Raw genomic sequence first — 12,714 nt, forward strand, 5'->3', positions numbered from 1 at the left:
AGTGGCCATTGCCGCCTAGCCTGAAGGGCACCCTTCAGAGACGCTCGGGAGCCGCCTCGCGGCTTCCCGACCGCCTCTCAGGCCAGGCGGAGGAGGGCGATGGCTGCTCGGGGACAGGCGTTCAGCGGGATGCGCGGCCTCGCCGCGGTTCCGTCGTACGTCGTCATGCAGCCCACGACCCTCTGCAACCTGGACTGCGCGTACTGCTATCTGCCGTTCCGGGCCGATGACCGGCGGATGCCGGTGCCGGTGGCCGAGGCGGTGGCCTCGGCGGTCAATCCGTGGGCGACGGCGGGCCGGTTCTCGGTGGTGTGGCACGGCGGGGAGCCGTTGGCCGCGGGCCGGGAGCATCTGGCGGCCCTGATCGCGCCGTTCGGTCCCGAGGTCGAACACCACGTGCAGACCAACGCCACGTTGATCGACGACGAGTGGTGTGACTTCTTCGCCCGGCACGAGGTGCGGGTGAGCGTCAGCGTGGACGGGCCGAGGGAGCGCAACGGCGACCGGGTCAACCGGGGCGGTCAGCCGGCGTACGACCGGATCCTGCGCGGTGTCGCCGCGCTGCGCCGGCACGGCTTGCCGTTCTCCGCGCTGGCCGTGGTGTCCCGACCGGAGCCGGGGCTCGCCACCGAGCTGTACGACTACTTCCTCGAACTGGGCTGTGACGTGCTGGGCATCAACATCGAGGAGACCGAGGGCGTCAACACCCGCGACAACCGCCATGACCCGGCGGCGGTGACGGCGTTCTGGGCCGAGCTGGTGTCGGCCTGGCGGCGGGAGCCCCGGATCCACCTGCGTGAGGTCGAGTGGTCGCTGCGGTACGCCGCGGCGGTGCTCGACGACTCGGCGGACGGGGTGCTGCCCCGCCGGTTGGACCCGATCCCGACGATCGGGCACGACGGTTCCGTGACGGTGCTGTCGCCGGAGCTGGCGGGATTCACGGATGCCAGCTACGGCGATTTCAGCAGCGGCAACGTGCTGGCCACCCCGCTGGCCGAGATCCTCGCCGGCGCGGCGGCCACGCCCTGGGTCGGCGAGTTCCTGGCCGGTGTGGAGGCGTGCCGTACGACCTGCCCGTACTTCGGCTTCTGTGGTGGTGGCCATGCCGCCAACCGTTACTTCGAGCTGGGGCGTTTTGACGGTACGGAGACCGAGCACTGCCGCAACAGCAAGATCCGCCTATTGGAGGGAGTGTTGGAGCATGCCCGAGACCACCAGTCACCGGCGGCCTGAGCGCGAAGCGGACGAAGCTCCGGACGGAGTCACCGAGCGGGTACGGGAGGCGGCCCCCGGGCTCGTCGCGCTCCTTCAGGAGGCCGAGGACGCGCGGCGGCTTCGGGCGGAGGTGTCGGGCTCCGACGGCGCCAGCGCGGTCTGCGCCTGGAACCACTTCGAGAACATCCCGACCTTCTACAACTGGAACAACCGGCCACGCTGAGGTCGGCCACGCTCAGGGGCCTGTCGGCCGGCCGGGTGAGTTCCCGGCCAGGGCAGGCCCCTGAGCGTCGGCACCGATGCCGCTCCCGACGGGCACATGCGTGAGCACGCGGGGGTCACCGCGTGCTCAGCTCACGTCGAGAGGTCAGCGGGTCGGACGGACCCAGGGATCCGGGTCGTCGTCCGCATGATTCTCATCATCGTCGTCGACGAACTCTTTTGAGTCGTCGTCGAAGTGGTGCTCAGACTTACCAGCACCCGCCAGTTCGCGCTGCAAGGCGGTGAGGTCGGTGTTCGGGGAGTGGTACTTCAACTCCCGCGCCACCTTCGTCTGCTTGGCCTTAGCACGGCCGCGCCCCATGGCTCGACCCCCTCGCACAGAATGCGGGGCAGCCCGAAGGCGGGCCCCGATGACGTCAGGCATCTCTCGTGGCTCTTACGGTACATGGGGATGCCACCGTTCGGCACCTCGGGTTACCGTCGACCGGCTCTGCGCGTCGCGTCGATCCGGCCGTCACCCAGTGTACCCGGTAAGGAGCGGATCGGAGAGCACCCGTGACACGGGACAAACCACGCCAAACTTGACCTGGCCTCAGCCTACCGAGACGGGCCGGCGGAGGGGCCCGGAGGCGGATACCGATCGATCCGCCTCCGGGGAACAGGTCAGCGCAGGTGGATGGTGCGCAGCCGGCCGACCTCGGCCATCCGCCGCTCCGCCAGCCGGTCCGCGGCCACCGCCGGCGGTACGCCCTCGGCGTCGGCCAGGTGCAGGATCTCCCGGGTGGTGTCGAAGATCCGGGTCGCCCGCAGCTTCGCCCGGTCGAAGTTGAAGCCCTCGATCTCGTCCGCCACCTGGATCACGCCACCGGCGTTGACCACGTAGTCCGGGGTGTACAGGATGCCCCGGTCGGCCAGCAGCTTCTCGACGCCCGGGTGGGCGAGCTGGTTGTTCGCCGCACCGGTCACCACCTTGGCCCGCAGGGCCGGCACGGTGTCGTCGTTCAGGGCGCCACCCAGCGCGCATGGGGCGTACACGTCGATGTCGGCGGCGACCAGCGCGGCGGCGTCGTCGACCAGGGTGACCTGCGGGTGGTTGGCGCGGACCCAGGCCAGCGCCTTCGGGTTGACGTCGGTGGCGACCACCTCGGCGCCGTCCTCGATCAGGTGCCCGGTCAGGTACTTGCCGACCTTGCCCAGGCCCGCCACGCCGACCCGCCGGCCGCGCAGGCTGGGCGTGCCCCAGACGTGCTCGGCGGCGGCCCGCATCCCCTGGAAGACACCCCAGGCGGTGAGGATCGACGAGTCGCCGGCGCCACCGTGCTCGACGCTGCGGCCGGTCACGTACCGGGTCTCCCGGGCGATCACGTCCATGTCCGCCACGTACGTGCCGACGTCGCAGGCGGTGTAGTACCGGCCGGCCAGCGACTCCACGAAGCGGCCGTACGCGCGCAGCAGCGCCTCGCTCTTGATCTGCTCCGGGTCACCCCAGATGACCGCCTTGCCGCCGCCCAGGTCGAGCCCGGCCAGCGCGTTCTTGTACGCCATCCCCCGGGACAGGTCGAGCACGTCGGCGAGCGCGTCGTCCTCGCTGGCATACGGGTAGAAGCGGGTGCCGCCCAGCGCCGGCCCCAGCGCGGTGGAGTAGATCCCGATGATCGCCTTCAGGCCGCTCTGCTTGTCCTGGCAGAACACGACCTGTTCGTGACCGGTCGATACCGGGTCGTCGGTGCTCGCGAATACGCCCATGGCTGGCTCCTGGAGTGGTGTGCGTCCTTGTGGGACGCGGACCTGGTGGACCCCGGCGGGGATGCTGCCGGTGTGATCGAGCCTAGTATCGGCCGCCGCGCGGGTGCTCGACGCGCCGCCGTCGTCCCACGTTGCGGCGCGCGTGGTCCGGGCGCTGACCGCGCCCGTGTGCGGTTCGTGGGAGGATCGCGCCGTGCCGTCGCTCTTCGCTTCTTACCTGCGCGTGTACGAGCCGCTGACCGCCTTCGACCGGGAGCGTCAGAGTTACTGGCGTCGCTACGTGTCCGAGGGGCGGGCGGTGGCGCCCGTGGAGGGTCCCGTCCGGCAACGGACGGCGGTCATCGAGGCGTTGGGCGCGGGCTGGACCAGGCTGCCCGACCTGCCCGAGGAGGCGTACGTCCTGGAGACGGACGACAGCCTGCTGGTCTGCCCGTGGAACCTGCGCATCCGGGTCGCTGAGGCGGCGCTCAGCGCCCGGGACGGGGTGCCCTCGGTGCTCGCCGACGCGTTCGTGCCGCCGGTGCTCGCCGGGCAGGCCAGGGCGGTGGTGGACGACTGGCGCAGCGGCGCTCGGGTGTTGGAGCACGGGGTGCCGCGCGTCCACGAGCAGATCGCGACCTGGGGCGTACCGCTGCGGTGGTTCGTGCTCTTCGACGCGGCGGAGCGTGACCTGGTCACGGAGCCGGGCCGGCGGGCGTTGCGCTACCGCACCGAGATCTCCAAGGCTCGGCGGCGCTCGTCGCGGGCGCTGTCGGTGCTGCGCAAGTCGGTGGGCGAGGCCCCGATCACCGACGCGGTGGAGGAGGCGGCCCGCTGGCTGGAGGAGTTCCATCCGCGTTCGGTGGTGGAGCTGGACTACGGCGGCCTGGTCGACCTGCTCTCCGACGAGACGCTTGTCGCGGACGACTCGCCGGAGCTGGTCGCCAGCGGCCTCGCGGGGCTGTCCCGGGGTGAGGCCGAGGAGGCGTCGGCCGCGTACGACACGTTGGTGGCCCGGTGGCGTGCGGTGCAGCTGCTGGAGCGGTGCAACTAGGGCAAATAGCCCGAGGAGCGCTCCCAAGACGAGGCGCGCTCGTAGTTGACGCATCACGAACCGTGATCATGAGTCCGAATAAGGTAGTTTCTGCCGTGTAAAAGTCGTAAAAATCGGGCATGGTTCATCCGTCCGTCTAGGGACCTTCATCCGTTCGGCCCATGTCGGACATCGGGGACTAGCCGGACCATGGGAGACGCGTCGGCCGGCGGGACCCCGGCCGATGTCTATACATGTGGAGGAGTGACCGATGGCATCGCGAACGCACGAACCAGAGCCGCTACTCACACCGGCCGAGGTGGCGTCGATGTTCCGTGTCGACCCGAAGACGGTGACCCGGTGGGCCAAGGCCGGCAAGCTCAGCGCCATCCGCACCCTGGGTGGCCACCGTCGGTACCGCGAGTCGGAGGTCAGGGCGCTGTTGCAGGGCCAGATCCCGCAGCAGCGGCAGGGCGACTGAGCCGGTAGGGGTTTCTTCGGTCAGGGGCGGTGGATCTCGATCCGCCGCCCCTTTCCGTGCCCGGGGTCAGCGCCGCCCCTCGGCCAACGTGACCCGGATGCCGACCGTCCCGCCCTCCCCGCGACGCAGCCGACTGCCGAGCAGGCTCAGGCGGCCGATCAGCCGGTACTTGTGCTTGAGCAGATCGCGGATGCGGCCGGTGTCGCCATTGCCGCAGATCGTCGCGTGGGCCGGCACCTCCGCCCCGTGCGGACGGCCCCGCACGTCGCACGGCGCCACCGTCACGTCGCCGTTGCGGCGGATCCGCTTCACCTTGCCCGAGTCGGCCCTGGTCCAGACCGCCAACGCGTCGCCGTCGCGTACCGCCCAGACCGGCGTCGGCACCGCCCGGCCGTCCTTGCGGAAGGTCGTGAGCAGGATGTACTTCTCGGCCGACAGCCGGTCCAGCGTGGTCACGCCGCCAGGATACGGCCGGCATGGGCCACCGAGGGGCCAGATAGCGTGAACGTCGTGACGGGCGAGCCTCAAATCGGTGACGTGACAGGTGAACTGCTGCGGGACACCCTCGCCGTGGCCACCGGGGTGGGCCCTCGACCGCTGGTCGGCGGCCGACTGCCCCGACCGGTCATCGAGATCATCGAACGCGACGACGGGTTGATCAACGGCGCGCCGGCAGCGCACTACCTGGACGGGCCGGCCGACTGGCAGCCGTACGACCACCGGGCCGTGGACCGCGTGCGGGGCGAGACCCTGGACGTCGGCACCGGCGCCGGCCGGATCGCCCTGCTGCTCCAGGAGCGCGGCGTACCGGTCACCGGACTGGACACCTCGGCCGGCGCGCTGGAGGTGAGCCGGCGCCGCGGCGTGCGGCGGCTGGTGCACGGCACGGTGGACACCCACGTCGCCGACGGCCAGCGGTACGACACGTTCCTGCTGCTCGGCAACAACCTCGGGCTCTTCGAGGGTCGACAGCGGGCACCCGGGTTCCTGGCCGCGCTCGCCGCCCTGGCCCGGCCGGGGGCGCAGATCATCGCGCACGGCACCGACCCGTACGGCACCCGCGACCCGGTGCACACCGCCTACCACGAGCGCAACAGGCGGCGCGGTCGGCTCGGCGGCCAGCTCAGGCTGCGGCTGCGCTACCGCGAACTGGGCACTGAGTGGTTCGACTACCTGGTCTGCTCGGCCGACGAGTTCGCCGGCCTGGTGCACGGCAGCGGCTGGCGACTCACCGATGTGGACGACCGGGACGCCCCCTACTACCTCGCCACCCTGCGCCTCGCCGACTGATGCGACGACCCCCGCGCTCCGGCGGGGCGGAGGCGGGGGCCGTCGTACGTCTCAGACCTGGACGGTCGGGGGGAGCTGCTCGGGCGGGAGGCCGCCGTCGCCGTCGACAACCTCGTCCGGCTGGCCGTCCTCGTCGATGTCGACCATGGTGATGTCCACCTTGCCGTCACCGTCGGTGTCGAACTGGAACAGGTCGGCCTTGCCGTCGCCGTCGGTGTCCACCACCCACACGTCGGTCTTGCCGTCGTTGTTGGTGTCGGCGCGCAGCAACTCCACCCGCTCGTCGCCCCGGGTCTCCACGATCTCGGAGTCGGTGACGCTCTCCGGTGCCTGGCTCATGTCGGTGCGGTCCTTCCCTCGGTTGACGGGTGGTCAGTACCCGATCCCACGCTCCCCCACGCATGGGTCGGGTCCTCGCGCTGAATAGGGTCGCACCATGAGCGAGCGGAGCGGGCGGATCACCCGGGCCGGCGTGGCGGGGACCCCGCGCGCCGCCGGGCGGGACAGGGAGGCGTGATGAACGATCGTTTCGTGGTCGTCGGTGCCGGCACGATGGGGCTGGGCATCGCGTACGTGGCGGCCGGCTCGGGGCACGCCGTGGAACTGGTCGAGGTGGACCCCGACCGGGGCGCCACCGCGCTGAACCGGCTCGCCGACCTGTGGGAGCGGGCCGTGCAGCGCGGGAAGCTGAGCGCCGACGAGGCCGCCGCGAACCGGGAGCGGATCACGCTGCGCCAGGGGATCGCCGACGTGGCGTCCGCCCCCGAGGTGATCGTGGAAGCGGTGCCCGAGCGGCTCGACCTGAAGCGGGCGGTCCTACGGGAGGCCGCCGCGCTGGACCCGGCGCTGCTGGGCAGCAACACGTCCAGCATCCCCATCGGCGAGCTGGCCGCCGGGCTGGACACGCCCGAGCGCTTCCTCGGCCTGCACTTCTTCAACCCGGTGTGGGCGATGGCCCTGCTGGAGGTCGTGGTCGGCCCGGCCACCGCCGAGGAGACCACCGCCGCGGCCGTCGCGCTCGCCGGCCGGTTGGGCAAGGACCCCGTCGTGGTACGCGACCTGCCCGGCTTCGCCACCTCCCGACTCGGTGTCACCCTCGGGCTGGAGGCGATCCGGATGGTCGCCGACGAGGTGGCCAGCCCGGCCGACATCGACAAGGCCATGGTGCTGGGCTACCGGCACCCGATCGGTCCGCTGGAACTCACCGACCTCGTCGGCCTGGACGTGCGGCTGGACATCGCCCGCACCCTCCAGGCCGCGTACGGGGACCGGTTCGCGCCGCCACCCCTGCTGGAGGAGATGGTGGCCGCCGGGCGCCTGGGCAAGAAGTCCGGGCACGGTTTCTACCGCTGGGAAGGCGGTGTCAGGCAGTGAGCGGTCTGCGGATCGAGGAACGACCGGACCGGCTGGTGGTCACCCTGGACCGGCCGGAGAAGCGCAACGCCATCGACGCCGACCTGATCGCCGAGCTGCACCAGGTCTGCGCCGAGTTGGAGGCCCGGCCACGGCTTTTGCTGCTCACCGGCGGCACGGCGGGGATCTTCGCCGGTGGCGCGGACATCGGTCAGCTCCGGGAACGGGGCCGCACCGACGCCCTCGCCGCGATCAACTCGGCGGCGTTCGCCCGGATCCGGGCACTGCCGATGCCGACCGTGGCCGCCGTGGACGGCCCGGCGTTGGGCGGCGGCGCGGAGCTGGCGTACTCCTGCGATCTGCGGGTGTGCACGGCGCGGGCGGTCTTCGGCCAGCCGGAGGTGCGGTTGGGCATCCTGGCCGGCGCCGGCGCGACCCACCGGCTGCCCGCCCTCGTGGGCGAGGGCCGGGCCAAGGAGCTGCTCTTCACTGGCCGGCGGGTGGACGCCGCCGAGGCGCTGCGGATTGGCCTGGTGAACCGGGTGGTGGACGAGCCTGGTGAGCTGCTGGAGGTGGCGCACGGGCTGCTGGACGAGATGGCCCTGGGCTCGCCGCTGGCGCTGCGCCTGACCAAACTGGCGGTGGACGCGCCGGCCGCCGCGCACCCACAACTCGACCTGGTCAGCCAGGCGGTGCTCTTCGAGGACGACGAGAAGCACCGCCGGATGACCGAGTTCCTGGAGCGACGCCGCAACCGGTGATCCTCGAACGACGACGGCCGCGCCGGCAGCTGCCGGCGCGGCCGTCCGTGGTCCGCGTGGACGTGCTCAGTGCCGGATCGGCACCCCGTTGTCGGCGAGCGCCCGGATAACCTGTGCCGACTCACCGAAGCCGATGAGGAGCACGGCGTCCGCGCCGAAATCCTTGATCTCCTTCGCGCCGGAGGTGAAGTCCACCGGCGGCGCCTTCGCGTCGGCCGGCGGCTCGTACGTCATCAGCTTGAGCCGGTCGTCGGCGATACCGGCCTTCGCCAGCTCGTCACGGACGGTGGCCTGCAGACCCTCGCCGTACGAGTCCTTGCGGGCGACGATGGCGATCTTCTGCGATCCGTCGCGGAGGATCACGTCGGCCAGCGCCCGACCCTGGAGGCTGTCCGGCGGGGCGGTACGGAAGTAGAGGCCCTTGTCCTCGACGTCGGTGAGGCTGCTGTCGGTGTTGGACGGCGAGAAGAGGATCTTCCCGGCCTCGACCACGTCCGGCAGCACCTCCCGGGAGATGCCCGAGGCGCCCGCGCCGATGATCAGACTGACCCCGTCCGCCACGTGCTTGGCCACTGTCGCCTTGGCCACCGTGGGGCTGGTGCCGTCGTCGCCGTCGATCCAGGTGACCGGCTTGCCGAGCGCACCGCCAGCGGCGTTGATCTCCTTGATCGCCAGCGCCGCGCCGGCGGCCATCGGCGGGTAGGCGATCGCCAGGTCACCGGTCTTCGGCAGCAGGCCACCGAGGATCAGCGGCTGCTGGTCGGGCTTGCCGCCCGGACGCTCCTTCTTCGGCTTCGGCGGCGTCCTGGTGCTCGCCGCCGACTCCGTACCGGCCCCGACGAACTCGGTCTTGCCGTCGTTGATCTGCTGCCCGTCGAAGGTCAGCGTGGCGTAGCTCGCGGTGGCCGGCTCACCCTTCTCGGTGAAACCCGCCCGGGTCAGCGACACGCTGCGGTACTCGATGTCCTGGCCGTTGCGGGCCAACGAGAGGCAACTCGCCGGATCCTCGCAGCGCTGGCCGTTGTTGGTCACGCCGACGATCTGCTTGGCGATGGCCGCCGGGTCGGTGCTGCCGGCCAACTGGGCGGCGAGCACCCCGATCACCACCGCGTCGTACGTCTCGGCGGCGTACAGGTAGTCCGTCAGCGCCGGATCGACGGACCGTAGCCGGCTCTTGAAGTCCTCGGGCAGAGGGGTGAGGGGCGTGGTTCCCTTCATCCCGTCGACGAGGTTGCCACGTTCCTTCAACTCCCCTGGATAGGAGTTGAGCATGTTGCCGTCCGTGCCGTAGAGGCGCACCTGTTGGGCGCTTCCCTCGTTGGCCTTGTCATCCCCGCAAGCGCTTGTGGCGAGCAGGATCGTCGCGCAGGCGGCCAGTGTGGCCACCCGCGAGCGGCGTGATACGAGCATGGTCGTCCTTCCTCCGGCGAAGGTCCGCTGCGCACATTAGCGTGCCCAGCCCGGCGGCGGGACCGTGGAGGTGGCGTAAAGCGCAGGTCGCCCGCCTTGAACACGGAGAGTGACGAGCGCTGGGTGGCCTTGACCGTCCCTCGTACTGTGCGCTGCGTGACCGACCTACCACAGCAGACGTTCGACGACGCGGCCGCCGTGCTCAGTTCGGCGCTGGACGGAGACCAGGACGCGGTGGTGGGAGCGTTCGACGCGGTCGTCGACCGGGCCGGCCTGAGCGGCGCGTACGGGGTCGCCTGGTGCCTGGCCGCAACGATGGTCGGTGACCCGCCACCGGGCAGCGGAGCCGCGTTGGAGTTCCCCGGGATCGACCAGGCGGAGTACGACACCCGCTGGGTGGCCCGCTTCGTCAGCGCGTACGCCAACCGGGACGTACCCACCGGGGAGGCCCTGTTCGGCGCGGCCGTCGCGGACGGGCAGCTGCCCGACTGTCTGCTCACGCTCGCCGGCTCGACGATCGCCACGCTGCGCAGCCGCGCGGGGTGACGTGCCGCGGGCGCGGCGTCCGCCGGGGGGTCGGACGCCGCGCCCGGCGCGGACGGCTCAGAACGCGTGGTACGCCACAAGCGGCTCGTACTCGTAGCGCAGGTTCTCGAAACGGACCCGGAAGTCGACCCCGTCGCGGACGTTCGTCGCGACGGTTGTCCAGCCCGAGTTGGCCGGCAGGTACGTCCAGTAGTTGCAGGCGCTCGTCTTGTCCACGAAGATCACGCAGGCATCCGTCCCGTACGCGCTGGCGTTGCGTACGTTGATGTCGCGGCAGCGGGTTGTGGTGCGGTAGGTGCCGGCCTGGCCGCCGTAGCCGCCGGTCTGGAAGAACGACCGGACAGCGCCGCCGTAGCAGGTGGCCTGGGTGGCGAAGAGGTTCGTCCCGGGGGCGGCGGGCGTGACCGGGGTGGTCTGCGCGGCCCGCGCCGGCGCACCGGCGGCGAGCAGTGCGGTGGCCGTGGCGACGGCGAGCAGGCGAGCGGTCGGGGATGACATGCGTGCCTCCGATGGCGGTGAGTTGACCGTCCGTATTGGACGGTCGAGCGGACCGTGACGATGATACTGATCGATCAATGGCCGCGCGGTCCCGTTCTGTCCTGCCCGTGTGATAGCTCTGGAGCATGTCCGAGGCCATGCTCAGCAAGGTGCGCAAGCTGCTCGCCCAGGCGGAGGACCCGGCCTGCACGCCCGCCGAGTCGGCCGCGTTCACCGCCAAGGCCACCGAGCTGATCGCCCGCTACGGAGTCGACCGGGCCCTGCTCGCCGCCCGCGACCCGGCCACCGACCCGGTCGGCGACCGGGTGCTGGACATCGTCGCCCCGTACGCCCGCGACAAGGTCGGGCTGCTCGCCGCGGTCGCCGAGCCGCTGCGCTGCCGGTGCGTACGCCGCCGGCGGGGCAACGGGTTCGCGCTGCACCTGTTCGGTTTCGCCAGCGACCTGGAACGCGTCGACCTGCTCTTCACCTCACTGCTCGTGCAGGCGGCGCATGGCCTGGCCGCCACGCCGGTGCCCGCGGACGACCACCCCGCCGCCTTCCGCCGCTCGTGGCTGGCCGGCTTCGCGGAGGTCATCGGGGGACGGCTCCGGGCGGCGGAGACGGCGGCGGTCAGCGGATCGGGCACCCCGTCGGTGGCGCTGGTGCTCGCCGACCGCTCGGACCGGGTGCAACGACGGCTCGCCGAGCAGTACCCGGGGCTGCGTACCGCACCGCCGCGCCGGCTGGCCGGCACCGGGTTCAGCTCCGGGGCCGAGGCCGGCAGTCGCGCCGACCTGGGCGGCCGGAACCTCAACGGCAGCTCCGCCGCCGCCCGACGGCTCGGCCGCTGACAGCGGTCAGGCGGACGTCTCGGGGTGCCGGCGCGACACCGAGGCGAGGTAGCGGCTCAGCAACTCGTGCCAGCCGGCGGTGAGCGCCTTGCGGTACCCCTCGGCGGCCTCGCCATGCCTGTCGAAGTGCCGGTGCTCCAGCTCGACCCGGGTCTGCTCGGCCCCCTCCGGGAGGAACAGCACCTCGACCTCACTCGCCCGGGCCGGATCCGGTACGGGTACCCGGTCCGGGCCGATCTGCCACGCGAAGACGAGCCGGCGGGGCGGATCCCAGGTGAGCACCCGGCCCCAGTCGGCCCGGAAGCCGTACGGGCCGATTTCGTAGAGCATCCCGCCGGCCCGCGGCTCCATGCCCAACTCGGCGAGGGACTCCGGCCCCGACCAGGTGTACTCGGTGACCCACCAGTCGGTCAGCTCGTCGGTGAACACGGCGAACGCGTGCTCGGCGGAGCCGGGGACGAGGAGGCTGCACCGTAAGGAGAACCGCTCCGCGTCCTGCCGGATGTCGGCCGGATCAGTCATCTCCTGTCCCATAGGCCCGGACCATACCGGCTGGTGCCCCGGTGTGCAGCTTTCGGGCTGGGCCGGTTCTTGACAGTCGGTCGCCGGGCCGTCACCGACGGGATGTGCCGCCGGAAAGCGGGTATCCGCGCCGGACGACCCGGACGACCGGGTAGGTGTGCGGCGGGGCGGGAGAGAATGAGCGAGAGCGCGCAGCAGCAGAAGCCGGACCGGGACGTCAGCGAACGGGACCCGGACGTCCTGCTGGACATTCCGAGGGTGTCGGTCGACTCGATCCGGCTGGCGGTCGACGGGCTGGATGCCGACCTCTCCCTGCGGGCACGGCTGGCCAATCTGCTCCAGATCGACGCGGGCGTACGGGTGCACCTGCGCGGTGTCGAGCTGGACATCAACGGGGTGCACGCCGAGGCGCAGCTGCGGGTGCGGTTGGAGCAGCTGGTGACGGTCCTGGGCCGGGCGCTCGACACGATCGACAACAACCCGCAGATCATCGAGATGCTGGCCCGGTCGGCCGGCACGGCCATCGACGACGTGAGTCGCAGCGAGCAGCAGTTGACCAGGGCCGCCGAGGTGGCCGCGTCGGCCCGGCGCTCCGCCTCCGTACTCGACGAACCCGGCCGGCACGTGGGTGCGGTCGCCGACCAGGCCGCGCCGACGCCCGGGCCGGCGGCAGGTGGCCCCGGCCCTCGCGTCGGTGGCCCCGGCACGGCCGAACAGGTGCGACCGGAGGGCGGCGGCGCGGCCAGGTCCGGTGGTCCGGAAGGGCCGCGACCGGGGCCCAGCGGTCCGGAAGATCGCACCCCGGGGTCGGGCGGGGCGCAGGGC

The 12,714-nt window shown here is 71.8% G+C and carries 17 protein-coding genes; 10 read left to right on the plus strand and 7 right to left on the minus strand.

Annotated elements, in window-relative coordinates:
• Positions 1–129 precede the first annotated feature (129 nt).
• Together amcB and amcA are read left to right on the plus strand one after the other, a co-directional pair.
• The gene (amcB, locus tag FHG89_RS21100; RefSeq protein WP_341874268.1) at positions 130–1,233 is read left to right on the plus strand and encodes a cyclophane-forming radical SAM peptide maturase AmcB; all 1,104 of its coding nucleotides are present in this window, start codon (positions 130–132) and stop codon (positions 1,231–1,233) included.
• On the plus strand, positions 1,202–1,438 hold the full coding sequence (gene amcA / locus FHG89_RS21105) for a multiple cyclophane-containing RiPP AmcA (protein WP_139586138.1): 237 nt from the start codon (positions 1,202–1,204) through the stop codon (positions 1,436–1,438). The genes amcB and amcA overlap by 32 nt, the downstream gene beginning before the upstream one ends.
• A 144-nt stretch (positions 1,439–1,582) precedes the next feature.
• Here the strand turns inward: amcA and FHG89_RS21110 are convergent, their stop codons facing one another.
• Positions 1,583–1,798: a DUF3073 domain-containing protein gene (locus tag FHG89_RS21110; RefSeq protein ID WP_007454329.1), complete on the minus strand. Its 216-nt coding sequence runs from the start codon at positions 1,796–1,798 to the stop codon at positions 1,583–1,585.
• A 302-nt stretch (positions 1,799–2,100) separates the two neighbouring features.
• Complete coding sequence (locus FHG89_RS21115) at positions 2,101–3,183, minus strand: Glu/Leu/Phe/Val family dehydrogenase (RefSeq protein ID WP_139586139.1); 1,083 nt, start codon at positions 3,181–3,183, stop codon at positions 2,101–2,103.
• Positions 3,184–3,376: 193 nt separating this feature from the next.
• On the opposite strand from FHG89_RS21115, the gene FHG89_RS21120 reads away from it, so the two are divergent.
• Positions 3,377–4,216 (plus strand): DUF8083 family protein, encoded by an 840-nt coding sequence (locus tag FHG89_RS21120; protein ID WP_139586140.1) that lies wholly within the window; start codon positions 3,377–3,379, stop codon positions 4,214–4,216.
• 250 nt (positions 4,217–4,466) lie between these two features.
• A complete protein-coding gene (locus tag FHG89_RS21125) occupies positions 4,467–4,676 on the plus strand; it encodes a BldC family transcriptional regulator (protein WP_007073996.1) in 210 nt (69 codons plus the stop codon).
• A gap of 66 nt (positions 4,677–4,742) precedes the next feature.
• On the opposite strand, the gene FHG89_RS21130 is transcribed toward FHG89_RS21125, so the two are convergent.
• Positions 4,743–5,132 (minus strand): PPOX class F420-dependent oxidoreductase, encoded by a 390-nt coding sequence (locus tag FHG89_RS21130; protein WP_139586141.1) that lies wholly within the window; start codon positions 5,130–5,132, stop codon positions 4,743–4,745.
• A 54-nt stretch (positions 5,133–5,186) separates the two neighbouring features.
• On the opposite strand from FHG89_RS21130, the gene FHG89_RS21135 reads away from it, so the two are divergent.
• A complete protein-coding gene (locus tag FHG89_RS21135; RefSeq protein WP_139586142.1) occupies positions 5,187–5,966 on the plus strand; it encodes a class I SAM-dependent methyltransferase in 780 nt (259 codons plus the stop codon).
• Positions 5,967–6,017: 51 nt separating this feature from the next.
• Here the strand turns inward: FHG89_RS21135 and FHG89_RS21140 are convergent, their stop codons facing one another.
• Positions 6,018–6,305 carry a hypothetical protein gene (locus FHG89_RS21140; RefSeq protein ID WP_030491406.1) on the minus strand — a complete coding sequence of 96 codons (288 nt, stop codon included), beginning with the start codon at positions 6,303–6,305 and terminating at the stop codon, positions 6,018–6,020.
• A gap of 177 nt (positions 6,306–6,482) precedes the next feature.
• Here FHG89_RS21140 and FHG89_RS21145 point away from each other — a divergent pair, with 177 nt between their 5' ends.
• Together FHG89_RS21145 and FHG89_RS21150 are read left to right on the plus strand one after the other, a co-directional pair.
• Positions 6,483–7,340, plus strand: a complete 858-nt coding sequence (locus tag FHG89_RS21145; RefSeq protein WP_139586143.1) for a 3-hydroxyacyl-CoA dehydrogenase family protein — start codon at positions 6,483–6,485, stop codon at positions 7,338–7,340.
• Positions 7,337–8,080, plus strand: coding sequence for an enoyl-CoA hydratase/isomerase family protein (locus FHG89_RS21150; RefSeq protein ID WP_139586144.1), 744 nt, complete (start codon positions 7,337–7,339; stop codon positions 8,078–8,080). The genes FHG89_RS21145 and FHG89_RS21150 overlap by 4 nt, the downstream gene beginning before the upstream one ends.
• Before the next feature lie 66 nt (positions 8,081–8,146).
• On the opposite strand, the gene FHG89_RS21155 is transcribed toward FHG89_RS21150, so the two are convergent.
• Positions 8,147–9,490 carry an ABC transporter substrate-binding protein gene (locus FHG89_RS21155; RefSeq protein WP_139586145.1) on the minus strand — a complete coding sequence of 448 codons (1,344 nt, stop codon included), beginning with the start codon at positions 9,488–9,490 and terminating at the stop codon, positions 8,147–8,149.
• A gap of 156 nt (positions 9,491–9,646) precedes the next feature.
• Between FHG89_RS21155 and FHG89_RS21160 the strand changes: the two genes are divergently transcribed.
• A complete protein-coding gene (locus FHG89_RS21160) occupies positions 9,647–10,036 on the plus strand; it encodes a hypothetical protein (RefSeq protein WP_139586146.1) in 390 nt (129 codons plus the stop codon).
• 57 nt (positions 10,037–10,093) lie between these two features.
• Here FHG89_RS21160 and FHG89_RS21165 read toward each other — a convergent pair whose 3' ends face one another.
• Positions 10,094–10,534 (minus strand): hypothetical protein, encoded by a 441-nt coding sequence (locus tag FHG89_RS21165; protein WP_139586147.1) that lies wholly within the window; start codon positions 10,532–10,534, stop codon positions 10,094–10,096.
• 125 nt (positions 10,535–10,659) lie between these two features.
• Between FHG89_RS21165 and FHG89_RS21170 the strand changes: the two genes are divergently transcribed.
• Positions 10,660–11,367 carry a DUF2786 domain-containing protein gene (locus FHG89_RS21170; protein ID WP_139586148.1) on the plus strand — a complete coding sequence of 236 codons (708 nt, stop codon included), beginning with the start codon at positions 10,660–10,662 and terminating at the stop codon, positions 11,365–11,367.
• 6 nt (positions 11,368–11,373) lie between these two features.
• Here FHG89_RS21170 and FHG89_RS21175 read toward each other — a convergent pair whose 3' ends face one another.
• Positions 11,374–11,901 carry an SRPBCC family protein gene (locus FHG89_RS21175; RefSeq protein ID WP_139586149.1) on the minus strand — a complete coding sequence of 176 codons (528 nt, stop codon included), beginning with the start codon at positions 11,899–11,901 and terminating at the stop codon, positions 11,374–11,376.
• A gap of 165 nt (positions 11,902–12,066) precedes the next feature.
• Between FHG89_RS21175 and FHG89_RS21180 the strand changes: the two genes are divergently transcribed.
• Positions 12,067–12,714 (plus strand): hypothetical protein (locus tag FHG89_RS21180; protein ID WP_139586150.1); only part of this gene is annotated, 648 nt, incomplete at its 3' end.

Origin of the sequence: Micromonospora orduensis, assembly GCF_006228125.1 — a bacterium.
GTDB lineage: Bacteria > Actinomycetota > Actinomycetes > Mycobacteriales > Micromonosporaceae > Micromonospora > Micromonospora orduensis.

Coding starts and splice junctions, on each gene's coding strand:
- amcB (WP_341874268.1), top strand. CDS start 130: ATGCGCGGCCTCGCCGCGGTTCCGTCGTACGTCGTCATGCAGCCCACG.
- amcA (WP_139586138.1), top strand. CDS start 1,202: ATGCCCGAGACCACCAGTCACCGGCGGCCTGAGCGCGAAGCGGACGAA.
- FHG89_RS21110 (WP_007454329.1), bottom strand. CDS start 1,798: ATGGGGCGCGGCCGTGCTAAGGCCAAGCAGACGAAGGTGGCGCGGGAG.
- FHG89_RS21115 (WP_139586139.1), bottom strand. CDS start 3,183: ATGGGCGTATTCGCGAGCACCGACGACCCGGTATCGACCGGTCACGAA.
- FHG89_RS21125 (WP_007073996.1), top strand. CDS start 4,467: ATGGCATCGCGAACGCACGAACCAGAGCCGCTACTCACACCGGCCGAG.
- FHG89_RS21140 (WP_030491406.1), bottom strand. CDS start 6,305: ATGAGCCAGGCACCGGAGAGCGTCACCGACTCCGAGATCGTGGAGACC.
- FHG89_RS21145 (WP_139586143.1), top strand. CDS start 6,483: ATGAACGATCGTTTCGTGGTCGTCGGTGCCGGCACGATGGGGCTGGGC.
- FHG89_RS21155 (WP_139586145.1), bottom strand. CDS start 9,490: ATGCTCGTATCACGCCGCTCGCGGGTGGCCACACTGGCCGCCTGCGCG.
- FHG89_RS21165 (WP_139586147.1), bottom strand. CDS start 10,534: ATGTCATCCCCGACCGCTCGCCTGCTCGCCGTCGCCACGGCCACCGCA.
- FHG89_RS21170 (WP_139586148.1), top strand. CDS start 10,660: ATGTCCGAGGCCATGCTCAGCAAGGTGCGCAAGCTGCTCGCCCAGGCG.
- FHG89_RS21175 (WP_139586149.1), bottom strand. CDS start 11,901: ATGGGACAGGAGATGACTGATCCGGCCGACATCCGGCAGGACGCGGAG.